This is a genomic window from Streptomyces sp. NPDC047061 (assembly GCF_040643955.1).
GTDB lineage: Bacteria > Actinomycetota > Actinomycetes > Streptomycetales > Streptomycetaceae > Streptomyces.
On sequence record NZ_JBEYVI010000058.1, the window covers coordinates 1 to 22320 of the forward strand.

A 22320-nucleotide genomic window follows, 5' to 3' on the forward strand; every position below is an offset into this window, starting at 1 on the left:
CAGCACCTCAACATCCAGTGCGCGAGCCTGGACGACCTGGCCCGCAGCTACGAGCGCGTCCACGAACTCGGCTTCGACATGGCCCTGTCCGTCGGTCAGCACACCAACGACAAGGAACTCTCCTACTACGCGCGCACCCCCTCGGGCTTCGAGTGGGAGGTCGGCTGGAACCCGATCGTCGTCGACGAGTCGACCTGGGAACCGAGCACCCACCAGGGCATCAGCATCTGGGGCCACACCCCGGTCGGCCAGACCATCGTCGACAAGCTCGACCAGTTCCGCTACGGCACCCGCTCCCTGCTCCACCCGGAGCAGACCGTCCCCGCGCTCAGCGGCGCCGGCATCCCCGACGACTGACGGCCCCGGGCCGGACCGGTCTCCCACCGGTCCGGCCCGCTCGGCTGCGGTCCGCCCGGCCGCGGCACGGACCCGCGACGTAACCTGAATGTCATGTTCACGCAAAGAAAGCCCAGGCATGTCACTCCCGTTCGCCCCACCTCGTGACTCCGCTGAACTCGGCGCCATCGAGAGCCTCATCACGGGTATCCGCCGCAGGTTCGTCGTGGTCAACGGCGGTGGCTTCGCACTCAGCGCACTGCTGACGGGCGGGGCCGGTCACCTGCTCGCCGCCCATGTGCTGGGCCGGCTGACCGTCGGCTCGCTGCTGTGTCTGCTCCAGCTGACGCTCCTGGTGATCACGGCCTGGATGTACGACCGCGCCGCCCGCCTCCGGGTCGACGCGCGCGTGGACCGGGCGCGGGCTCAGGCCACCCGTCCGCCGCACTCCCCGTTTCCGGTGCCGCCCGGCTCCGCGGCGGACGTCCGGACCGGCCGGGGGAGGCACGCGTGAACGCCTTGTCGGCAGCGTCACTGGTCCCGGGAACCACCGGAGCGCACGACCGGACGATCACCCTGACCGCCTTCCTCGCCTTCGTCGGCCTGTCCCTGCTGCTGTGCGTGGTGGCGGGACCCGAGGCGGACGAGACGGACGACTTCTACGTCGGCAACCGCTCGCTGTCACCGCTGCAGAACGCCCTCGCGCTCGCCGGGGACTACATCTCGGCCGCGACCCTGCTGGGCACCTGCGGACTGGTGGCGCTGGCGGGGTACGACGGCATCGCCTCGGCCGTCAGCGGGTGTCTGGCCGTCGGAGGGTTCCTGCTACTGGCCCGCCCGCTGCGCAACGCGGGCCGCTACACCCTCGGTGACATCCTCGCCCTGCGCTCACCGGGAAACGCCTCCCGGATCGCCGCGGCGGCGGCCACCCTGGCCTTCTGCGTCCCCTTCCTGGTGGTGCAGCTGGCCGGCGCCGGCCGGGCCACCGCCCTGCTGCTCGGCATGGCCGACCTCGGAGCGCAGCAGGTCTGCACGGTCTTCATCGGTGTGGTGATGATCTGCTTCGCCGTGCTCGGGGGCATGAAGGGCACCAGCCTGGTGCAGATCGTCAAGGTCGCCGTGGTCCTCGCCACCATGGCCGTGCTCGCGGTGGTCGTCCTCGGCCACTACCACTGGAGTGCCGGGGCGCTGCTGGACGCGGCCGCCGAGGGAAGCGGGCGTCCGGGCGGCTACTTCCAGGCCGGCCAGGCCATGGGCTCCTCGCTCACGGGCAGGCTGGACTTCCTCGGCCTGCAGCTCAGCGTCGTCCTGGGGGGCGCCTGCATGCCGCACATCGTGATGCGGATCAACACGGTCACCGACGGAGCCGCCGCCCGGCGTGTCACCCGGCACGCCGTCACCGTCATCGCCGTCTACAGCCTCCTCGTGGTCGTCGCCGGACTCGGCGCGGCGGGGGTCGTCGGCGGCGGCACCATCCGCGCGGCCGACAGCAACGGCCAGACCGCCCTGATGCTGCTGGCCGGCGTGCTGGAGGGCGACACCTCGGGGCTGGGCGGCAGCGTGCTGTTCACGGCGGCCGCGTGCGCCGTCTTCGTGACCGTGCTCGCGGTCGTGTCCGGGATCACCCTGGCGGCGGCGGCCGCGTTGGCCCACGACGTGCACACGCACGTGGTGCGCCGGGGCGTGCTCTCCGGTGACCAGGAGATCCGTACGGCCCGGTGGGCCTCGGGCGCCGTCGGCGGCCTCGGTGTCGTCCTCGCCGTGGCGGTCCAGGGCCGTGACCTGCAGTCCCTCATCCATCTGTCGCTCACCGCGGCCGGTGCCGCGGTGCTTCCCGCCTGCCTCTACACCCTGTTCTGGAGCCGGTACAACCGCACCGGCCTGCTGTGGACGGTCCACGGCGGCCTGCTGTGCACCTTCGCCCTGTACCTCTCCTCCGCCGCCTTCTCCGGCACGCCCACCTCGCTCCTGCCGTCCCTCGACGTCCACTGGATCGCCCTGCAGTCCACGGGACTGATCGCGATTCCGGCGGGCTTCGTCCTGGGCTGGGCGGGCACGGTTCTCGGGCGGCGGGGGAACCCGGCCGCGCCGGAGGCGGACCCGGTGGCCTGGAGGGAGCGGGTCGTCCTGGGCGCGGGGGCGCAGTGACCTGACCTCCTCAACCGGCGCTCCTCCCGCATACCTCGCCCGTCTGACGGAAACCGACGGTCCCGCCTGTGAACCTTCCTGACACCGACGCCCCCGCCGAGGGGAACCGCTCGCCCGCCATCACCGACACCGCCGCCGCGGTGCCGCGCCGTGGTCCCCGCCGACTGCGGCCTGTCGCGGTCGCGGCCCTCGTCGCTCTGTTCACCACCGAGCTGGTGCTGGGGTGGCCGTCGCTGGCCGCGGCGGTCTCGCAGCTGCGCGCGCCGCGGCCGGAGTGGTTCGGCCTCGCCCTGGCGGCCGAGCTGGCCGCGATGAGCTGCTACGGGCGCATGCAGCGTCGGCTGCTGCGCTCCGCCGGGGTGCGCGTGCCGGTCCACCGGCATGTGGCCCTCGCCTACGCCGCCCACTCCCTCAGCGCCACCCTGCCCGGCGGCCCCGCCTTCTCCACCCACTTCAACTACCAGCAGATGCGCCGCTTCGGGGCCACGCCCGCCGTCGCCTCCTGGTGCATCGCGCTGTCCGGCATGCTCTCCGCCGCCGCCCTGGCGGTGGTCACCGCGGCCTCCGCCCTCGCTTCCGGCGGGACACCGCAGTGGCGCGAGCTGCTCACCCTCGCCCTGGCGGCCCTGCTGCTGACCGTCGGCGTCCAGCGGATCGCCCGCCACCCCGAGAAGGCCGAACCGGCCACCCGTGCGGCGCTGGCCAAGGTCAACCGGCTGCGGCACCGCCCCGACGCCGAGGGGTTGGACCGGGTCCGGGGCTTCGTCGACCAGCTCAGCGCGGCCCGTCTCGAACCGGGCCACGCGGTCGCGGCCGCCACCTACGCCGTCCTCAACTGGCTGCTCGACGCCGGCTGTCTGTGGCTCTGCTTCCGTGCCGTCGGCGACAGCGGTATCGGCGGCGCGCAGCTCCTGCTCGCCTTCTGCGCCGGCATGGCCGCCGACACGCTCACCATCGTCCCGGGCGGCCTCGGCCTCATCGACAGCGCTCTGATCCTCGGCCTGGTCACCGGCGGGGTCGCCACGAGCACCGCCGTCGCCATCGTCGTGCTCTACCGGGTGATCAGCTTCGGCGTCGTCATCAGCGCCGGCTGGATCATGTGGCTGGTCATCCGGCGCCACGGCCGCCGGGAGACCATGGCCGTGTCCCCGCAGGCTGTGAGCAGCGACACCGATTAATTACTCTCAAATGTGCAATTATGATGCCGGTACTCCGTACGGAGTACCCCGGTCGTCGGGATGGGGAGACGGCCGGACCGGGTCGGGCGAGGACAGCCGCGTCGAGGGTGGACGGCTGCTCCCCGTTCGGTCCCGCGCGGACCGCCTCGCACACCGGCCTCTCCCGCTCAGCGGCCGGGACGGTCCGCGTACCGCGTCCGGCGCCAGGCCGGTTATGGGGATCGGCAGGCTCCGGACGCGGGCCCCCCTCGGACAGGTGGTCCGTGGTCCGACTACCGGCGGAACATCCGATGCGTACGGAATGTCCCCTCTCCTTATGATGGGCGCAGGGGCGAGTCCAGGAAATGGGCTGATGCCGATGAACGGGCCTGTGCACGGTCAGGGGTTCGGCGGGGGTGAGGAAGCCGTACCGCCCGGACCGAACCCGTACCCGGTCTGCGCCTGCGTGGACCAGGCCGGCACGGTCCTGCTGTGGAGCGAAGAGGCCGAGGCCCTGCTCGGACACCGGGCGGCGGACGTCTGCGGCACACCGGTGGTGGCGCTGCTGACCAGACGTGCGGACCGGGAAGCGGCGCTGGCCGCACGCGACCGGGAAGAAGGCGGCCGGGGCTGGGACGGGGTGGTCGCCCTGCGGCACCGCGGCGGGCACGAGGTGAGCGTCGCGGTGCGGGTGCGCCCGCTGGTGAACGGGGAGGGCCGGGCGGGGTGGTCGGTCACCGCCGCGGACGCGCGACGCACGGAGCGGGAGGAGACCGACCGGGCGATCCTGCGCGCCTCGGTCGGACAGGCCCCGATCCCGGTCACCGTCGTCGACGGCGACCTGCGGTACCGCCTGGTGAACGCGGCGGCGGCCCGCACCTTCGCCCGCACGGACGAGCCGCCGCCGGCCGGCCTGCGGCTCGACGCGGACCCCGCCGACGCCGGCCTCCGCACGATGGAGCAGGTGCTGCGACGGGTCCGGGACACCGGTGAGCCGGTGCTCGACCTCACGGTGCGCGGTCGTCCGGAGGACGACCCGGACCGGGAGCACGTGTGGTCGCTGTCCACGTTCCGGCTGACCGACCCGGCCGACCGGCTCCTCGGCGTGTGCCAGACATACGTCGACGTCACCGAGGGGGACCGGGCCCAGCGGCGGCTGGCGCTGCTGAGCGAGGCTGCGGAGCGCATCGGAGCGTCGCTGGACGTGGCCCGCACCGCGCAGGAGCTGGCGGACACCCTCGTACCGGCCCTCGGGGATCTGGCCTGGGTGGCCCTGTCCGACGCCACGCTCCAGGGGGACGAACCCTCGAAGATGTTCGGGCCGGGCCGGTGGCACCTGCGCCGGATCGGGGTGGCCGCGGTGGACGGCAGGTGGCCCGCCGCACTCCCGGCCCAGGGCCAGACGCTGCCGTCACTGCCGAACCTGGCCTTTCTGCGGGCCCTCGGGCACGGCGAGACCATCCTGGCGCGCGACCGGGAGACCGTGATCGCCAGCATGGAGGGCCACGAGGAACTGGCGTCGCTGTTCATCCCCGAACACGGCCACACCTCGATCGCGGCCCCGCTGTTCGCCCGCGGCCTCGTGCTCGGCACGCTGGTCGTCTGGCGCACCTCGCGGCCCGACCCCTTCGACCAGGAGGACGCCGACCTGGTGACGGAGATCGCGTCCCGGGCCGCTCTCGGCGTGGACAACGCCCGCCGGTACACGCGCGAGCACCGCGCGGCCGTCGCCCTCCAGGAACGCCTGCTCCCCCCGGCCACCACCGACACCCCCGCGGCCGAGACCGCCGGTCTCTATGTGCCCGCCGGAGGCGGAGCCGAGATCGGCGGCGACTGGTACGACGTGATTCCCCTCCCCTCCTTCCGGGTCGCCCTGGTCGCCGGTGACGTCGCAGGTCATGGCCTGGCCGCCACCGCCACCATGGGCCGGCTGCGCACCGCCGTCGGCACTCTGGCCGACCTGGAACTGGAACCCGACGAACTCCTCACCCACCTGGACGGCCTCGTCCAGCGGCTCCAGAAAGAGGCCCCGAACCAGGGCGACACCGTCGGCGCCAGCTGCCTGTACGCCGTCTACGACCCCGTCACCTGCCAGTGCGTCCTGGCCACCGCGGGGCATCCCGCGCCGCTCGTGGTGCGGTCCGACGGCACCGTCGACTCCGTCCGGATGTCCCCAGGGCCGCTCCTCGGCGTGGGCGGCATGCCGTTCGAGGCCACCACGATCGACCTGGAGCCCGGCAGTCTCCTGGCCGTGTACACGAAGGGGGTCGTCCACCGCGACGGCCATGACTTCGACGCGGGTCTGCGGCGGCTGACCGACTCCCTCGCGGCATCCGCGGGTCCCGGTCGGGACGTGCGGGCCGTGGGAGCCGATCTGCTCCGAAGCCTCGGTGACGCTCCGTCCCGCGAGGACATGGCCCTGCTGCTGGCCCGCACCCGTGCCACCGCACCCGAGAACACCACGGCCTGGGAGTTCCCCGTGGACCTCTCCCTGGTCGCCGACGCCCGCAAGGCGGTCGCCGAGCAGCTGGCCGCATGGGGACTGGAGGAGCTGTCCTTCACCACCGAACTGATCGTCAGCGAACTGGTCACCAACGCCATGCGCTACGCCGGTGGTCCGGTCGGGCTGCGCCTGATCCGGGAGCACACCCTGGTCTGCGAGGTCAGCGACCCCAGCAACACCCAGCCGCGCCTGCGCCGGGCCCGCTGGGCCGACGAGGGAGGCCGTGGCCTGTTCCTCGTGGCCCAGCTCGCCACCCGCTGGGGCAGCCGGTACGCGAGGGAGGGGAAGACCATCTGGACCGAGCAGTCCCTCACGGCGGCCCCCGGCGGGTTCGACGTACTGCAGTGAGCGGGGTTGTCTCAGGCGCCTGTTCCGGCCGGCGTGCCGGGCAGGTCGATGCGGTAGAAGCGGGCCGCGGTCCCGGCGAACAGGTCGGCACGCTCCGCGGGGCTGTCCTCGGCGGTGATGATCTTGAAGGCGTTCCAGACGGCCGGGTAGGTCGCGGCGCCGGCGTCGAGCGGGTAGTTCGACTCGAACATGGCCCGGTCGGGTCCGAACGCCTCGATGCACGCCCTGATGTAGGGGCGGTATTCCTCGGCGAGCTGGGCGGAGGTCGCCGGCGGCCGGGACCAGTAGCTGGCGAAGCCGGCGATGAAGGTGCCGATGCCGCCGAGCTTGACCACGGTGTTCTCGCAGCGCGCGACCGCTTCGATGCCGCGTCGCCACTGGTCGAAGAGCTCGTCGCGGCGTCCCTGGTAGCCGCCGACACCGACCGGCTGGCCGGTGTGGTTGAGAACGATGCGGGTGTCGGGGAAGGCCTGGGCCAGCTCGACGACGTCGCCCAGCTGGGGGGCGAGCACGAAGGCCTCGAAGGACAGGTCCAGGGCTTTGAGGTGGGCGAAGCCGCGGCGGAACTCCTCGTCGCGGTACAGGCCCTCGCTGTTGTCGAACATCCAGCCGACGACCGTGGAATCGGCGTCCCAGGCCGCGGTCTGGCGGACGCCGCGGAACCGGCCGTTGCCCGCCGCGGCATGGGCTTCGAGCACGTCACGGCTGCGGTCGCCGCGGCGGAAGTCGATGCGCCCGACGATGCGATGGGCGACGCGGGTGGGGCCGTAGAGCCCACTGGCGCTCATGGCGGCCTGGCCGAGGGCGAACTCCGTCTCGCCGACGTAGCGCATCTCGGGCGGGCCGTCCGCGCGGTACATGGCGTCGGAGTCGACCATGACGGTGGCGACGATGTTGTGGCCGGTGTCGACGTCGTCGAGGAACTCGGGCAGCAGATAGCGGGTGCGGCCCAGACCGAGTATCTGGCCGGCGTTGGGCAGCCGCCATTCGCCGAGGTGGTGATGTGTGTCGATGATCGGAAGCTCGGGTTCCAGCGCTGCCTCGCGTGGCCGGGTCTCGACCGGGGGGTGCTCGCTCATCTTCTCTCCGGTGGTTGGTCGTCGGCCGATGTCAGTCGGCCAGGTCCGCGATCCACCGCAGGGCGCTGAGCCCCGGCACGAAGAAGTAGTGGCCGCCGCGGTTCACCACGAAGGTCGGCAGGTCCCGCAGCCGGCGGCGGATCGGCCTGCGGGGCACGGTGAACGTGCCGTGGTCCTCGTGCGCCCCGGCGAGCGGGTCGACCTCGTCGGGCGCGCCGACGAACTTGCCGTCACCGATCCACTGGGCCTGGACGAACTCGAACTGACGGCCGAGGTGGGCGTTGATCGCGGCGAACATCAGGCCCCGGTCCGCACCGTCGTCCTCCAGGACGCCCTCGGGAAGGGCGGGACCGAAGGTCGCCGCCCGCCGGATCAGCCGGTGCAGCCGGATCTCGCCCACGACCTGGGCGTCACGTGGGTTCATACGGCGGGCATGTGACCCGACGGGGCACTTGAGGCCCTTGTCGTCGTCGCCGTACAGGAAAACGTTGTTGCGGCTCGGGTCGGAGCCCAGCTCGGGGTCGTCCTCGTCGGGGGAGAGCGCCAGCGGGGCACCGCTGGGCCAGCGCCCGACGATCTTGGCGGCCAGCAGGGTCTCCTCGTCGGTGCCCGACGCGTTCTCGCGCAGGTACCGGCGCCATGCCGCGACATCGGTGTACAGCTTGCGGATCACCAGGTAGCTGCCGTTGCGGCCCAGCACCTCGGGCTGCGGAACCGGCGCGACCGAGCCCGTCTCGTCCTCGTAGCCGAGGATGAACTCGCCCGGTTTGACGGGGCGTTCGCCGGGGTTGGTGGGCGGGATGCCGGCTCCCTCCACGCAGGGCTGGGAGATGCCGTCGTTGAAGCCGAAGGAGTTGCGGCCGTCCGCGGGGCTGAAGACGTCCTGGCGGTAGACCCCGGTGATGCCGTCGAGGTCGTCGATGGTCACGCGCGCCAGTTCGAGGGTCTGCTCGAACTGCGGCCGGTTCGGCGCGAGCATGACCAGGACCATGTGGACGTCGTCCGAGCCGAGCGGACTCTCCCACCGCTCGGGCGCGTTGGGGCCGACGTCGCCGAGCAGCCCGGCGCGGGCGGCCATGCCCTGCACGAACTCGGGGGCGAAGCTGGCCAGTGACTCCTCGGGAACACCCAGGGCGCACAGCCCGGCGTGGGTGAACGCGGCGCTGAACGACGTCTGCGTCAGGGGATCGGTGACGTCGTCCGCCGGGTGCACCACCTTGGCCAGCCGGCGCACCAGGGTCCGGCCGTCCTGGGGGTCGTCGATGCGCAGAAAGAGGAAGGCACCGGCGTACGGGTTCGGGCGGCCCCGCAGCGCGCCCGCCTGGATGTCGTCGAGTTCCAACGGGGCGGTTTCCGTTTCGGTGCCCATGGGTCTCTCCTTCGGATCAGAGATCGGTGGGGTGCGTCACGCGGGCGGCTGGGGCGCGTTGGCCGGCGCGAGATAGGGGAACGACAGGCCCGCGGGGGCGGTGGCGGCACTCACTCCGTCGCTGATGCGGAAGCCCTCCGGGCCGCCGATGAACGTCGAGTAGATGGTGTCCATCACGGGGTCGTTGAGGGAGCGCCCGCCGCAGGTCCGGTGCGGGCGTCCGGCGAGCACGGCCTTCTCGATCTCGAAGTAGCTGTCCTCGGCGTAGGGCCGGTCCACGTCGATCACGAGGTGGTCGAGCAGCAGGATCTCGGTCAGCGGGTGGGCCTCGCCGTCCGCGAGGCGCCAGCCGTCGGTGCCGTCGATCCGGTCCAGGGCCGCGAGGTTGGCGTTCAGGCGGGTCCGGTAGGCGGGCCGGTAGTCGCCGCTCATGTGGAACGCGTCTTCGAGGTTGTACAGGTCGCGCAGTTCGATGTCCCGGTTGACGGGGTCGTGGTTCTTCCACTGGAGCATGACGTTCTTGAGCTCCGGACGGCCGGTGCGCTCCAGGCGGACCGGAAGCCCGCCGGCCACCCGGGTCTCGCCCACCGCGGCGAACAGCGAGCCGCGCTCCCGGCCGGCGAGGACGGCGGTGTCCACCTCCACCACGACCGTGAGCACGTTCGCGCCCTGGAGCGAGTTGGTGCCCTTGCCGTCGAGCGCGAGCGTGCCGCTCTGCCACGACTTCTGGAAGGCCGCGAGGTCGATGAAGAACGGGTCGGACCGCAAGCCCGCGTAGACGCTGAAGGACTTGGCGTGGGCGCCGTCCTCGTCGCCGACGGTGAGGGCGACGTCCTCGCCGAAACCCGACACGCACCGCCCGGTCTGGGCGGCTCCCGGGACGGGGGCGTCGAAGGTGACCGTGAAGGACGTGTCCTCGGACTCCGGGCCGAACTCGAAGACCGTCGCGTCCTCGGCGGGCCAGGTGGGGCGGAGCCGGAAGCCGCACTCCACGTTTGGGGAGAACGGCGTGTCCTGCTGGGCGAACGGGTGCACCGTCAGCACCAGCACCAGCCGCTCGGGCCGCTGCGGGCTCGGGAACGCGTAGAAGTCGCAGATGTCACCGGCGGGTCCGGCGATGGCACGGGGGCCGGAGAAGTGGTCGGACATGGCAGGGAGTTCCTCTCGCCCGGGCTGGGAACGAGGCCGCGCCTCGGGCTTCGTGGGGGGGTGGGGAGCGGAGGCCGGGGCCGCCCGGGAGACCGGACGCCCCCGGCCTCACGGGGTGGATCAGGCCGACGCCTGCTCCAGCAGCGGGGCCAGCGTCGGGTGGGACAGGGCCTCCTCGGCCTTCGGGTCCTCCAGCACGCTCTCGAAGGCGGCCGACACTTCCTGGTCCTTGAAGACCTGCGGCATCGTCGCGTCCCCGAAGCAGTCGAAGAACGCCGCCGCCGTCACCTGCGCGGACTGCAGGAACGCCTTGACCTCGGCGTTCGTCACCGAGTCCACGTCCTTGCCGCCGAACGCCTGGTGGAACTCCTCGGTCTGCACCAGCCAGTCCACCCAGCTGCGCAGGCCGATCAGCTCCAGCGCGTCGTCGATGTAGGGGTCCCAGTCCGTCTCGAACGACGTCAGCCACATCAGCCGGTGCCCGCCGTCGAAGACCACGTAGCGCATGGTGCGGATACCGATCCGCTGGATGGCGGGCCGCGGCGCGTTCGCGACCCGGGCGTGGAACCGCCCCAGAGCCTCCCGAACCTGCTGCTCACAGCCTTCCCGGACCGTCAGCACGGCGCTCAGCTCGGACACGACGCCGCTGGCCAGTCCCAGTCCCGACTTGGTGCTCGCTGTGGTGGTCACGATGCCCTCCTGGGGATCTTCGCCGGGCAAAGGGTGGCCCGGCGGGGAGCGGAGTGGCGCTACCTGTAGCGTTCACTCCAGTAAATGATGTAGCGCTCACTCTAGAACGCGAAGCGGACAATTGCGCTAGTGGACGAATATGGTCAGATAAATCACATTCAGCCGATGAAGTCGGCTGGGCCGCTCGGCCCTACAGCCGGGCGGCCACTCGCGGGAGCTGCTCCAGCGCGTTGCTGCGCTCCACCATCAGCCGCTCGGCGGTGGTGAAGGAGTCGTCCAGCTGGGGGGCCGGGTCGCCGGCGGCGGGGAACAGCTCGGCTGTGAACGGCCAGTCGGTGGCGAACATGATGTGGCTTACGCTGGTGAGTTCCTTGACCGACTTCATCGAGGCGGGGACGGGCGACAGGGCCGTGTCGAAGAACAGCTTCTTGTAGAGCACGTTGGCGTCGTCCAGGCCGTCCACGCCCAGGATCTGCGCGACACCCACGGTCTTGGAGTAGAGCAGGCTGGTCCGGTAGGAGAGGAACGGCAGGGTGCCGCCGGCGTGGGCGCCGATCCAGCGGATGTGCGGGTAGGTCGTGTACGTCTTCTTGTAGAGCATGTTCACCAGCGCGCGCGTGGTGTCGAAGGTGAACTCGTAGAGGAAGGGCGGCAGGCCCAGGCCGGGGTAGCTCTGCGGGGTGACCGGGTGGATGAAGACCATCGCGCCGAGGTCGTCGAGGGTCTCCATCAGTGGGTCGAGCAGCGGGTCGCCGAGGTAGACGCCGTGGTAGCTGCTGAAGATGCCGATGCCGTCCAGCTTCAGGTCGTTGATGGCCCGCTTGACCTCGGTGATGGCGTTCTGGACGTCGTCGGAGGTCTTGATGTCGCTCAGCGGCAGCATCGCGAAGGCACCGAAGCGTCCGACCCGCTTGGCGGTGTTCGAGTACACGAGGTCGTTGCTCATGTAGTCGTTGAGCTTCTGCGCCAGCTCCATGCGCGCGTCGGACGTCGTCATGTGCTCGACGCCCGGCTCGGAGACGGAGACGACCTGGGTCTGGATGCCGTAGCGGTTCATGAAGTCCACCGCCAGGTCCGGGCTCCAGTCCGGTATGGCGACGCCTCCGATGTCGGTGACGCCGGCGGACTTCAGGGTGTCGAGATAGAAGTCCGGGATGATGTGGCAGTGCACGTCGATGCGGTAGTTGCCGGCGGGCAGTGACGTGGCGACTGCGGCGCTGGCCGTGTCGCGCGTCGCGAGGACGGCGCCGCCACCGACGGCGACGGCACCGACCGCACCGGCGGCCTTCAGCATGCCCCGCCGGTCGAGACGGTGACCGGGTGCGCGACGTTCCTGGGGCTCTTGGGCCACGACAACTCCTCGGTAGAAGGGGGGATTGTGGAGGGGGTGGCCACCCGTACAAGATCTTCCTCGGCCGCGATCGACGGCGTCAAAGCGGATCGGTTCTGATGATCTGGTCATCATTGATCGGTAACATGCCTCTGTGACCGATGCACTGGACCCACAGCCCGCCAGGCCCCACCGCGCGCTCCGGCGGAAGACACGCACCCGGACCGCGCTGATCGAGGCGGCGCAGCGCCTGCTGGCCGAGCGGAACCGGGCGGACATGAGCGTCAAGGAGGTCACGGAGGCCGCGGACGTGGGATTCGGCACGTTCTACGGCCACTTCACCAGCAAGGAGGAGCTGTTCGAAGCGGCGATGTCGCTGACTCTCGAACAGCACAGCGTCTGGCTGGAGTCGGTGATGGGCGGGCTGCAGGACCCGGCGGAGATGTTGGCGGTGGGGGTGCGGCTCACCGGCCGCCTGCAAAGGAGCCGCCCTCAGGTCGCCCGCATCCTGCTCCAGGTCGGCCTGCAGCGTCTGCTCTCGTCGGTCGGCCTGGCTCCGCGGGCCAGGCGGGTGCTGAGGATGGGCATGGTCACCGGGCGCCTGCGGACGGGGGACGTCGACGTGGCGCTGGCCGCGGCCGGGGGCGCGCTGCTGGGACTGATGCAACTCCTGGACGCCGAGCCGCACATGGACGCGGGCAGGGCCGCCGACCAGCTCGCGGTGAAGCTCCTGTGCATGTTCGGCATGCCGTACGAGGAGGCCGAAGCCCTGGTCGCGCACCCGCTTCCGGCGGCCGGCAGGGGCGTCGTCCCGAGGGCGTGAGGAGCCGCTGCCGGACCGGCCGCCGGGTCACCGTCGTGCCCGCGACGTCTGCGGAGTGACGGACCGGGAGGGGGCGGGCTCATGAAGGTCCGGTGGAGTCCGTCGCCGTCGCCGGAAGGAACCGGACGGCCCGCAGGGCCGCGACGAGTTCGGCGGTGTCGCCGGGTGTCTGGAGCGAACGGCCGGTCAGGTCCTGGAGCTTGCGCAGCCGGTACCGGACGGTGTTGGGGTGGCAGTGGAGGGCGCGTGCCGTCGCCGCGGCGTTCCCGTCGGCGTCGATCCAGCACCGGAAGGTGTCGAGCAGCTGGGCACGCGCGTCGGAGCCGAGGGCCAGGACCGGGCCCATGACCCGGTGGGCGATGCCGAGGGCGGCCTCGGGGGCGGCGGCCATGACCACGGTGAGCGGGTCGTCCTGGAAACGGACGACCTCGGTCGTCCCGGCCGGCCGGCTGTTCATGGCGAGCCGGGCGTACCGCAGGGCCTGGCCGGTGCCGTCCAGGGAGGCGAAGGCCGGGCTCACTCCCACCCGGGAGGTGGCGAGGCGCCGGAGAAGCGTGACGGCGAGGTCGTCGCTGCCGGGGCGGAGCAGGGACGCAATGCCGATGTGAAGGTCGGGCCGCAGCGCCCAGGCGGAGGGGATGCCGTGCGCGGTCAGCTGGGCCTCGACGTCGGCGAGCGGCTCCTGGCCCAGCGCGGTGGCTTCGGCGGCCACGGCGACGAACGGGCCCTTCCTGGGCAGGCCGAGGGTCTGGGCCACCTCCCACAACGTCCCTCGGTCGGTGATCCGGCCGCTGAGCAGGGCCTCCGTGAGGGCTGAGCGCTCGCGCTCCTGGACACGGACGAGTTCGGCGGCAGCGCGCCGGTAGGCGGAGGTCAGCGCGTCGCTGTACTCGTCCGCGAACTGCCATGCGTCGGCCGCCGCCCGCACCATCTCGGACGGGTCCACACCGCGGCGCGAGGCCTCCTCGGCCAGCGCGGCCCACACCTCGGCGAACCCGAGCCGGTAGGCGCGCAGGACGTCGGGCAGCGGGCCGCCCTGGACCGCGCGCAGCCGGCCGGTCTCGCCGGGTTCGGTCAGGTCCGGTTCGCCGCCGCGGGCGAACTGGGCGAGCATGCTGTCGATGTTGCGCCACAGCGACGCCCGCAGCTCCGTCTCCGGCACGGTGCCGGAGGGACCGTAGATGTCGATCTCGTCGCGGATACGGCGGGCGGAGCGCTCGACGAGTTCGGGTACCCGTGGGCGCAGGGACTGTGCCACCACTGCGATCCCGGGTATGGGCGGGCGACGCTGCACGATCCCAGGGTACGGGGTGCGATTGTCCCCGGCGACAAGCCGTCGGCCTGAGGCGTCCGCACGTCCCCTGCCGGATTGTTCCCGGGAACGAGACTTCCCGGGTCTTCTTGTTCGCCGGTCCATTGGTGACGGCCGGTGCCGGCGTCAGTCTGTTACCCGGCATTCCCGGGTTACCGGGCCGTTAACAGGAGGATGCATGTCGAACATCGCGGGAAATCTGGCGGAGACGGCACTGCGTCACCCCGATCGCCCCGCCCTCCGGTTCGGCACCGCCGTGCTGACGTACGCGGAGCTGGACACGGCCGCGTCGCGCGTCGCGGGGATGCTGCGCGCGGAAGGGATGGCGGCCGGTGACCGGGTGGGCGTGATGCTGCCCAACGTGCCCGCCTTCGTGGCGCTCTACTACGGCGTCCTGCGCGCCGGTGGAGTCGTCGTACCGATGAACCCGCTGCTCAAGGCGCGCGAGATCGAGCACTACCTGGTCGACTCGGGCGCCGGCCGCCTGTTCGTGCACGAGGGCGCGGCCCGGGAGGCGGCGGTGGGAGCCGCTGTCACCGGGACGGAGGTGACGGCCGTCGACCCGTTCCTGTCTCGGGCGGACGACCACGAGCCGGCCGGTACGGAGACGGCGCGCGGTGTCGACGACATCGCCGTACTCCTCTACACCTCGGGCACCACCGGCCGGCCGAAGGGCGCCGTGCTGACCCATGGCAACCTCGGCCGCAACACCGAGGTCGTGGCCGATCGGGTGGTCCACCTGGGGCCGCAGGACGTGGTGATGGGCTGCCTCCCGCTCTTCCACGCCTTCGGCCAGACCTGCGGCATGAACGCGGCGATCCGCCGGGGCGCCTGCCTGGTGCTGGTGCCGCGCTTCACCCCGGTCGGGGTGCTGCCCCTGCTCGACGAGTTGCGGGTGACCGTCTTCGAGGGCGTGCCCACGATGTACAACGCGCTGCTGCACCAGCCCCCGTCCGGCACCGGCCCCGAGGCCGGTGCCCTGCGCGTGTGCGTCTCCGGGGGGGCCGCGCTGCCGACGGAGGTGCTGCACGCGTTCGAGGAGCGGTTCGGCTGCGCGGTCGCGGAGGGCTACGGACTGTCGGAGACCTCACCGGTGGCGACCTTCAACCACCTCGACCGCCCCCGCAAGGCCGGCTCCATCGGCACCCCGATCGAGGGTGTCGAGGTGCGTCTGGTCGACGGCGCGGGCCGGGAGGTCCCGGTGGGCGAGGTCGGCGAGATCGCCATCCGGGGTCACAACGTCATGGCGGGCTACTGGAACCTGCCGGACGCGACGGCCGAGGCGATCCCCGACGGCTGGTTCCGCACCGGCGACCTCGCCCGCATGGACGCCGACGGCTACCTGTTCGTCGTCGACCGCAAGAAGGACCTGATCATCCGGGGCGGCTACAACGTCTACCCGAGGGAGATCGAGGAGGTGCTCTACGAACACCCGGAGGTCGTCGAGGCGGCCGTCGTCGGCGTTCCCCACGATTCCCTCGGCGAGGAGGTCGCCGCGGCCGTCGTCCTCACCCCGGATGCCGGGGTCACCGCCGAGGACCTGCGGTCCTTCGTGAAGACACGCGTCGCCCCCTACAAGTATCCCCGCGACGTCTGGCTCCTCCCGACCCTGCCCAAGGGCCCCACCGGAAAGATCCTCAAGCGGGAGATCCGGCTTCCCCGCTGACCCCGGCCACCCGCCGCTGCGGACCACGCGTCGCCCAGGGCCTGTCCGGCGATTCCCGTCGTCGCCCGGAGGGCGGCCGCGCGGCGTCAGGTGCGTGCTCTGGGGTCCCGGTCGGAGGCCGGAGAGTGCCGGGCGCAGGCCCTGGTACCGGACGTACTCGGGTCTGCGCCCGGTGCGGCGAGAGTGCGTGCACGGCGTCGCGAGGCAGGCGGGAATGGCCGGACGGGCCCCAGGGAGGACCGGGCCCATTCAGGGGGTGCCCTTGAACTCCTCGTGCAGGGCGGGCAGGAACGAGGCGAGGTGGTTCATCTCGGCGGCGCAGTGGAAGAGCAGGCCATGGCCGAAGCCGGGGCCCATGGCCCGGCCCGCCAGGTGCGGGAGCGCGGCGCCGCCGAGGCCGCGGACCGGCTTGGTGGTGAGCAGGGCGGCGCCCCGGCCCGGGCTGGAGTGGGCGGGCAGGTCGAGGAACCGGGCGTGGCCGAGGAAGAAGCGGCTGCGCATCTCGCACCCGTGCGAGGTGGGCCTGATCTGGTGGATGAGCCAGCCCATCGCGATCGGGTACTGGCTGAGGCCGACGCGGGCGCAGATGACCGTGTGGCCGGGGGCGGGGTCGTCGAAGCCGAGGCGGGTGGGGTCGGTGAAGCGGATGGCGAGGCGGTTGAGTTCGCCGCCGATGTATTCGTCGACGTAAGAGACGTTGCCGACGTACCTCTGACGGTCGGTGAGGGTGCGGTCGGTGCTGCGGTCCACGCCTATGGCCGCGAACTGGTGGGCGTCGGGGTACCAGAGCTTGTAGCGGGCGCTGTCGGTGGAGTGCCAGCCGAACCACCAGTCCCACATCTCGGCGGTGACGCCCGGCATGTCCGTCAGGCAGCAGATCATGTAGCCGCCGCCGACACGGGTCCATCCGGTCTCCATCGCGTGGTAGCCGGGGCGGGACATCCGGCAGGCGGCGTCCCGCAGGTCGTAGGCGTACTCGCCGGGGGCCATGCCGGACAGCAGGGCCTCGTGGATGTGCTCTTGGACGGGCAGTGTCACGGAGCGGAAGTACTTGACGTACGGCTTGGCGGCATCGGGGTCCTGGTAGCCCAGGTAGCGGGACTCGGCGGCGTAGTGCCTCGGCATCGGGGCCCGGTCGGCCGGGGTGGGCTCGTAGGTGATCATGAATCTGTTCCTGTCTCGGCGGCGGACGCGGTCGGGGCCGGCCGCGCTCGGTTCAGGCTGCTGTCGCCGTCGTAGCGGCGCAGTCGGTCGAGGAGAGATCGGGAGGCGCGTTCGCCCAGCAGGATTCCGGCCAGACCGGCCAGGGCGGCCCAGGGCGGGGCGGGCGAGGCGGTCCCCAGCAGGTGGTAGAGGGCGCCGGCGAGCAGACCGGTCGCCGCGGATGCGAGGTGACGCCGGAGTACGCGGCTCATCCGAGCTGGCCCAGCAGCGCGTAGCCGATGAGCATGCCCGCGAGCCCGACCAGCGCGTACGGCGGTGGCGCGGGTGACCTCACCCGCAGCAGGCCGTACACCGCGCCGACGACCACCCCGGCGAGCAGCGACTGGATACAGGCGCTCATGCGGTGTCCCGCCTCTCCCCCGCCGGGGGCTCACCCGCGAACGGTCGCTCGGGGTGCAGCAGGTAGGACCGGCAGAGTGCGATCAGCTCGGCCAGCAACTCCCCCTGCGGAATCTCGTGCCGCAGGCCGGCGTCCGGGCCGAACATGACCTGCCACATCACCGTGCTGAAGACCGCCCGGAAGGCCATCGGCACCTGTATGTCCGGCGAGGCACAGCCCAGTTCGGCCGTGCGGGACAGCAGCAGGGTGGTGAACAGTTCCTCCGCCAGTTCGCTGGAGGCGTTCCCGCGGGCCCGCAGGGACGGATCGGCCGCGGCGCGCAGTGTCAGCGGACCCATCACCGCCCCGTACCGGGCCACCTGCTCGGCCTGGGCTCGCACCACCTCGGCTATGAGGTCCGCCGCGATGAGATCGTCGCGTTCGGCGAGGCGGTCATAGGCGGCGCGGAGGTCGGCGTCCACCTCGTCCAGCACGTCGTGCTGCACGGCATGCACCAGGCCGTCCTTGTCGGTGAACCGCTCGTACACCGAGCCGACCGACACTCCGGCCGCCGCGGCCACCCGTGCGACGGTCACCCCTTCCCACCCGGCTCCCGCAAGTGCCTCCCGGGCCGCCACAAGGATCTTCCGCTGTGTGCGCCGGCTGCGTTCCTGCTGCGTCGGCCGCTGTCCTGCCTGTGTCATCGGGGACCTCGTTCCTGTGCCGGGCTCGCACAGCCCACCTTAGCTGAACCTGAACCTGAACTCGGATTCGGATCAGGTCCGGCGGCACCTGGCGTCGTCGCACTCATGGCGTGCAGCGTCACGGGGGTGCCGTCAAGGTCCCGCGTCCGGAGGTGTCCGTGCGCGGTGTGGACCGGTCGGGAGTGGCCGTGAGTCGGCTTTCCAGGCCCGCGACGAGCATGTCCAGCGCCAGCCGGAACGCCAGGTCCTCGTCGGCACCCGCGTCCGCGGGTCCTTCCTCGCCGGAGGCGGGGGCGCCGGGTTCGAGGGTCGACCACCGGTGAAGCGCGCCATTGAGTTCGGCGGTGAGGATTCCGATGACGGCGGCGCACAGCAGTGCAGCGGTCCGCGGGATCTGCGGTTGCGGCACCCCGGCGGCGTTCAGTGCCGCGGTCAGCGCGGCCCAGAAGGGCTCATCGGGCTGGACGAAGTCCGGCTGGGCGAACGAGTGGACCATGAGCTTGGGATGACGGTGCGCCAGCGCGCGGAAATCCGTGGCGAGCAGGCGGATGCGCTCCTGCCAGGGAGCCCCCTCCGGCGTCATGGTGCGGAACTGTACGGCGACCGTTCTCGCCACACCCCGCAGCAGGGCGTCCTTGCTCGGCACGTGGTGGTACAGCGACATGGGGTTCGCGCTGAGCTCGGCGGCGAGTTTGCGCATGCTCAGGGCCTCCACCCCGTCGGTGTCGATGAGGCGCAGAGCGGCGGCGTAGATACCGGCCTCGGTGAGAGGTATGTCTCTTTTCCTCGTCCGAGGGGGCGAGGGCTTGGAAGTTTCCATACGCCGTATGGTACCACTTACTTTCCATACAGCGTATGGCTGGCTGTGGCGGCCCGTGCTCGGCCCGCGCTGCCGCACCTCTTCTCCGCACGAGGGAGCAAACACCCATGACCACGCAGAGCCAGACCGACCTGCACCCCGTCCGATCACCGCGCGGCGCCCCGCTCGTGGGGAACACGCTGCAGATCCCGGACAAGAACCCCATCGCGTACTTCGGCGAGTTGTCCGAGCAGTTCCCCGAGGGCATCTACCGCATGGAGATCGCAGGCCGGGAGCAGGTCCTCGTCTACGACCCGGACCTGGTCGCCGAGGTCTGCGACGAGACGCGGTTCTTCAAGCAGATAGACAAGACGCCGCTGCACCACGTCCGGGACTTCGCGGGGGCGGCCCTGTTCACGGCCCACCAGCACGAAGAGGAATGGGGCATGGCGCACCGGATCCTCATGCCGGCCTTCAGCCAGCGGGCCATGAGGAACTACTTCGGGCAGATGCTGGAGATCGCCCAGGACCTGGCGGGCAAGTGGGAGCGCAGGCAGGGGCAGCCGGTCAACATCACCGACGACTACACCCGGCTGACACTGGACACCATCGCCCTGTCGGGGTTCGGCTACCGGTTCGGCTCCTTCGCCGAGGAAGAGCTGCACCCCTTCCTCAACGCGCTGCTGGGCGCGCTGACGGAGTCGCTGCGGCGTTCCCAGGAACTCCCGGTGATGACCAAGTTCCGCAAGGCCGATGCCAGGAAGTACCGCGAGAACATCGAGCTGATGCGCGAACTGGTCGAGAGCGTGATCAGGGAGCGCCGCCAGGGGAGGGCCGGCGGCGCGGAAGACCTGCTCGGCCTGATGCTGGAGGCCGTCGACCCGGAGACCGGCAGACTGCTGGACGACGACAACGTCCGCGACCAGGTGCTGACGTTCCTGATCGCCGGTCACGAGACCACCAGCGGACTGCTGTCGTTCGCCACCTACTCGCTGATGCGCAACCCGCAGGTGCTGGCCCAGGCCTACGCCGAGGTGGACCGCCTGCTGCCTGGCGACACCGTCCCGGACTACGACACGATCATGCAGCTGGACGTCATCCCGCGGATCCTGGAGGAGACCCTGCGCCTGTGGGCCCCCATCCCGGCGTTCGGCAAGGCCCCGCTGGAGGACACCGTCATCGGCGGCCGCTACCAGCTGAGGAAGGGGACGCAGGTCATCATCCTCGAAGGCCCGCTGCACACCCACCCCAAGGCATGGGAGCGGCCACAGGAGTTCGACATCGACCGGTGGCTGCCGGAGAACCGGGCGAAGCACCACCCGCATGCCTACAAGCCGTTCGGCAACGGTGTGCGCGCCTGCATCGGACGGCAGTTCGCGCTCACCGAGGCCCGCCTGGCCCTCGCGATGATGCTCCAGAAGTTCAAGTTCACCGACGTCGACGACTACGCCATGGACGTGCGAGAGGCACTGACCCGCAAGCCCGGCGACTTCCAGCTGGTCGTGCGTGCCCGCCAGGAACACGAGCGGACCGTGTTCGGGGCCGTCGACCCGCACAGCGACGACGCGTCGCAGCAGGCCGCGGTCAGCGGTGTCGGGGTGAACCTGACCGTCGCGTACGGATCCAGCCTGGGTTCGTGCGAGGACCTGGCGCGCACCATCGCCGACCGCGGCGAGCGCTCCGGGTTCGGCACCACCCTGCTGAGCCTCGACGAACTGGGCGACCGCCTGCCCACCGAGGGGCTGCTCGTCGTCGTCGCCGCCAGCTACAACGGCAAGGCGCCCGACAACGCCCAGCGTTTCGACGACCTGCTCGCCACCGGCCTGCCCGCCGGTTCGCTGTCCGGGGTGCGGTTCGCGCTGCTGGGCGCCGGCAACACCCAGTGGGTGGCCACCTACCAGGCCTTCCCCAAGCGGATCGAGGAAGGCCTGCTGGCGGCCGGCGCCACCCCGGTCGTCGAGCGCGGCATCGCGGACGCGGCCGGGGACTTCGACGGCATGGCCACCCGCTGGACGGACACCCTGTGGGCCACCCTGGCCGAGGAGTACGCCGCCGACACCTCCGACGACGGCGCACCGCGCTACCACGTACAGCTGCTCACCGAGGCGGACGTGCGCCCCGCGATCGTCTCCGAGCAGGCCTACCCGCTGACCGTGGTGGCCAACGAGGAACTCGTCAGCGACGCCACCGGGTTGTGGGACTTCAGCGTCGAGCCGCCGCGCCCGTCCGCGAAGTCCCTCACCATCGAACTGCCCGAGGACGTCACCTACGACACCGGCAACCACCTGGCCGTCTTCGCCAAGAACGAGCCGGCCCTGGTCGAGCGCGCCCTGGCCCGGCTCGGCGTCGATCACGACCAGGTGCTCCGGCTCGACCAGCCCGACGGCGGCAGGACACACCTGCCGGTCGGCACGCCCGTCACCGCCGGACTCCTGTTCACCGAGTTCCTGGAACTGCAGGACGTGGCCACCCGCGCCCAGATCCAGACTCTGGCCGAGCACACCCAGTGCCCGTGGACCCGTCCGCAGCTCCAGGCCTACACGGCCGAGACCGGGGAAGCCGAAGAGCGCTACCGGACGGAGATCCTCGGCAAACGCGTCTCGGTGCTCACCCTGCTGGAGCGCTTCCCCGCCATCGAGCTGCCGTTGGCCGTCTTCCTGGAGATGACGGGCCCGATCCGCCCCCGTTTCTACTCCATCTCCTCCTCCCCGCTGGCCGACCCGCGTCATGTACGCCTGACCGTCGGCCTCCTCGAAGGCCCCGCACTGTCCGGCGACGGCCGGTACCGCGGCACCTGCTCCTCCTACCTCGCCCACCTCGAACCCGGTGCTGTCGTCTACGGCTACGTGCGCGTCCCCTCCCCCACCTTCGCCCCGCCCGCCGACCCGGCGACACCACTGATCCTCATCGGCCCCGGCACCGGCATCGCTCCGCTGCGCGGCTTCCTGGAGGAGCGGGCGCGGCAGCACGCCGACGGCACCCGGGTGGGCCTGTCACAGGTCTTCGTCGGCTGCCGCCACCCGGAGCACGACTACTTCTACCGGCAGGAGATGCAGGCCTGGGAGCAGGCCGGGATCGCCCAGGTGCACACCGCCTTCTCCGCGGTACCCGGCCACCCCGCCCGCTACGTGCAGAACGCCATCGCCAACGCCGCGGACATGGTGTGGCAGGCCCTGCAGGACGGCGCGTACGTCTACGTCTGCGGTGACGGTCGCCGCATGGCACCCGCGGTCCGTGAGGCTCTCGCCGCCCTCCACCGCGAGCACACCGGCGCCGACGACGAGGCCGCCCAGCAGTGGCTCGCCCGGCTGGAGGCCGACGGCCGCTACCAGCAGGACGTCTTCGCCTGATCCCGCAGCTCCCG

At 71.5% G+C, this 22320-nt stretch carries 18 protein-coding genes and 1 pseudogene; 8 read left to right on the forward strand and 11 right to left on the reverse strand.

Annotated elements, in window-relative coordinates; all coding sequences use genetic code 11:
- The 5 genes and pseudogenes from ABZ887_RS46050 to ABZ887_RS46070 form a co-directional block, all read left to right on the forward strand.
- Positions 1–357: pseudogene (locus tag ABZ887_RS46050) on the forward strand (extradiol ring-cleavage dioxygenase); the annotation flags it as partial.
- Positions 358–475: 118 nt separating this feature from the next.
- A complete protein-coding gene (locus tag ABZ887_RS46055; protein WP_361304766.1) occupies positions 476–850 on the forward strand; it encodes a hypothetical protein in 375 nt (124 codons plus the stop codon).
- The gene (locus ABZ887_RS46060; protein ID WP_361304768.1) at positions 847–2484 is read left to right on the forward strand and encodes a cation acetate symporter; all 1638 of its coding nucleotides are present in this window, start codon (positions 847–849) and stop codon (positions 2482–2484) included. The genes ABZ887_RS46055 and ABZ887_RS46060 overlap by 4 nt, the downstream gene beginning before the upstream one ends.
- Before the next feature lie 68 nt (positions 2485–2552).
- Complete coding sequence (locus ABZ887_RS46065; protein ID WP_361304770.1) at positions 2553–3662, forward strand: YbhN family protein; 1110 nt, start codon at positions 2553–2555, stop codon at positions 3660–3662.
- A gap of 352 nt (positions 3663–4014) precedes the next feature.
- A complete protein-coding gene (locus tag ABZ887_RS46070; protein ID WP_361304772.1) occupies positions 4015–6492 on the forward strand; it encodes a SpoIIE family protein phosphatase in 2478 nt (825 codons plus the stop codon).
- Positions 6493–6503: 11 nt separating this feature from the next.
- Here ABZ887_RS46070 and ABZ887_RS46075 read toward each other — a convergent pair whose 3' ends face one another.
- The 5 genes from ABZ887_RS46075 to ABZ887_RS46095 all read right to left on the reverse strand — a co-directional run bounded on the left by ABZ887_RS46075 (position 6504) and on the right by ABZ887_RS46095 (position 12130).
- Positions 6504–7571: an amidohydrolase family protein gene (locus ABZ887_RS46075; RefSeq protein WP_361304774.1), complete on the reverse strand. Its 1068-nt coding sequence runs from the start codon at positions 7569–7571 to the stop codon at positions 6504–6506.
- Positions 7572–7602: 31 nt separating this feature from the next.
- A complete protein-coding gene (locus ABZ887_RS46080) occupies positions 7603–8940 on the reverse strand; it encodes a Dyp-type peroxidase (protein ID WP_361304776.1) in 1338 nt (445 codons plus the stop codon).
- Between the two features lie 36 nt (positions 8941–8976).
- Positions 8977–10089, reverse strand: a complete 1113-nt coding sequence (locus ABZ887_RS46085) for a DUF4331 family protein (RefSeq protein ID WP_361304778.1) — start codon at positions 10087–10089, stop codon at positions 8977–8979.
- 120 nt (positions 10090–10209) lie between these two features.
- A complete protein-coding gene (locus tag ABZ887_RS46090; RefSeq protein ID WP_361304780.1) occupies positions 10210–10779 on the reverse strand; it encodes a hypothetical protein in 570 nt (189 codons plus the stop codon).
- 190 nt (positions 10780–10969) lie between these two features.
- Positions 10970–12130: an amidohydrolase family protein gene (locus tag ABZ887_RS46095; RefSeq protein ID WP_361304782.1), complete on the reverse strand. Its 1161-nt coding sequence runs from the start codon at positions 12128–12130 to the stop codon at positions 10970–10972.
- Positions 12131–12263: 133 nt separating this feature from the next.
- Here ABZ887_RS46095 and ABZ887_RS46100 point away from each other — a divergent pair, with 133 nt between their 5' ends.
- Entirely contained in the window at positions 12264–12932 is a 669-nt protein-coding gene (locus tag ABZ887_RS46100) for a helix-turn-helix domain-containing protein (protein ID WP_361304784.1), read from the forward strand.
- 79 nt (positions 12933–13011) lie between these two features.
- Here the strand turns inward: ABZ887_RS46100 and ABZ887_RS46105 are convergent, their stop codons facing one another.
- Complete coding sequence (locus tag ABZ887_RS46105) at positions 13012–14226, reverse strand: helix-turn-helix domain-containing protein (protein ID WP_361304786.1); 1215 nt, start codon at positions 14224–14226, stop codon at positions 13012–13014.
- A gap of 196 nt (positions 14227–14422) precedes the next feature.
- Between ABZ887_RS46105 and ABZ887_RS46110 the strand changes: the two genes are divergently transcribed.
- Positions 14423–15910, forward strand: coding sequence for a long-chain fatty acid--CoA ligase (locus ABZ887_RS46110; RefSeq protein WP_361304788.1), 1488 nt, complete (start codon positions 14423–14425; stop codon positions 15908–15910).
- 249 nt (positions 15911–16159) lie between these two features.
- Here ABZ887_RS46110 and ABZ887_RS46115 read toward each other — a convergent pair whose 3' ends face one another.
- From ABZ887_RS46115 to ABZ887_RS46135, 5 genes are all read right to left on the reverse strand, one after another.
- Positions 16160–17074 carry a hypothetical protein gene (locus ABZ887_RS46115; protein WP_361304790.1) on the reverse strand — a complete coding sequence of 305 codons (915 nt, stop codon included), beginning with the start codon at positions 17072–17074 and terminating at the stop codon, positions 16160–16162.
- Positions 17071–17325: a DUF1427 family protein gene (locus tag ABZ887_RS46120; protein WP_361304792.1), complete on the reverse strand. Its 255-nt coding sequence runs from the start codon at positions 17323–17325 to the stop codon at positions 17071–17073. The genes ABZ887_RS46115 and ABZ887_RS46120 overlap by 4 nt, the downstream gene beginning before the upstream one ends.
- Positions 17322–17474, reverse strand: a complete 153-nt coding sequence (locus ABZ887_RS46125; RefSeq protein WP_361304794.1) for a DUF1427 family protein — start codon at positions 17472–17474, stop codon at positions 17322–17324. Before ABZ887_RS46125 ends, ABZ887_RS46120 begins: the two co-directional genes overlap by 4 nt.
- Positions 17471–18157, reverse strand: a complete 687-nt coding sequence (locus ABZ887_RS46130; RefSeq protein ID WP_361304795.1) for a TetR/AcrR family transcriptional regulator — start codon at positions 18155–18157, stop codon at positions 17471–17473. The genes ABZ887_RS46125 and ABZ887_RS46130 overlap by 4 nt, the downstream gene beginning before the upstream one ends.
- Positions 18158–18275: 118 nt before the next feature.
- Positions 18276–18977: a TetR/AcrR family transcriptional regulator gene (locus ABZ887_RS46135; protein ID WP_361304797.1), complete on the reverse strand. Its 702-nt coding sequence runs from the start codon at positions 18975–18977 to the stop codon at positions 18276–18278.
- A gap of 107 nt (positions 18978–19084) precedes the next feature.
- Here ABZ887_RS46135 and ABZ887_RS46140 point away from each other — a divergent pair, with 107 nt between their 5' ends.
- Positions 19085–22306, forward strand: coding sequence for a cytochrome P450 (locus ABZ887_RS46140; protein ID WP_361304799.1), 3222 nt, complete (start codon positions 19085–19087; stop codon positions 22304–22306).
- Positions 22307–22320 lie beyond the last annotated feature (14 nt).

What these genes read in the sequence shown, in the direction of transcription:
- ABZ887_RS46125 (WP_361304794.1), bottom strand. Translation starts at nt 17,474, where the DNA reads ATGAGCGCCTGTATCCAGTCGCTGCTCGCCGGGGTGGTCGTCGGCGCG.
- ABZ887_RS46055 (WP_361304766.1), top strand. Translation starts at nt 476, where the DNA reads ATGTCACTCCCGTTCGCCCCACCTCGTGACTCCGCTGAACTCGGCGCC.
- ABZ887_RS46140 (WP_361304799.1), top strand. Translation starts at nt 19,085, where the DNA reads ATGACCACGCAGAGCCAGACCGACCTGCACCCCGTCCGATCACCGCGC.
- ABZ887_RS46135 (WP_361304797.1), bottom strand. Translation starts at nt 18,977, where the DNA reads ATGGAAACTTCCAAGCCCTCGCCCCCTCGGACGAGGAAAAGAGACATA.
- ABZ887_RS46080 (WP_361304776.1), bottom strand. Translation starts at nt 8,940, where the DNA reads ATGGGCACCGAAACGGAAACCGCCCCGTTGGAACTCGACGACATCCAG.
- ABZ887_RS46110 (WP_361304788.1), top strand. Translation starts at nt 14,423, where the DNA reads ATGTCGAACATCGCGGGAAATCTGGCGGAGACGGCACTGCGTCACCCC.
- ABZ887_RS46120 (WP_361304792.1), bottom strand. Translation starts at nt 17,325, where the DNA reads ATGAGCCGCGTACTCCGGCGTCACCTCGCATCCGCGGCGACCGGTCTG.
- ABZ887_RS46115 (WP_361304790.1), bottom strand. Translation starts at nt 17,074, where the DNA reads ATGATCACCTACGAGCCCACCCCGGCCGACCGGGCCCCGATGCCGAGG.
- ABZ887_RS46130 (WP_361304795.1), bottom strand. Translation starts at nt 18,157, where the DNA reads ATGACACAGGCAGGACAGCGGCCGACGCAGCAGGAACGCAGCCGGCGC.
- ABZ887_RS46075 (WP_361304774.1), bottom strand. Translation starts at nt 7,571, where the DNA reads ATGAGCGAGCACCCCCCGGTCGAGACCCGGCCACGCGAGGCAGCGCTG.
- ABZ887_RS46070 (WP_361304772.1), top strand. Translation starts at nt 4,015, where the DNA reads ATGCCGATGAACGGGCCTGTGCACGGTCAGGGGTTCGGCGGGGGTGAG.
- ABZ887_RS46085 (WP_361304778.1), bottom strand. Translation starts at nt 10,089, where the DNA reads ATGTCCGACCACTTCTCCGGCCCCCGTGCCATCGCCGGACCCGCCGGT.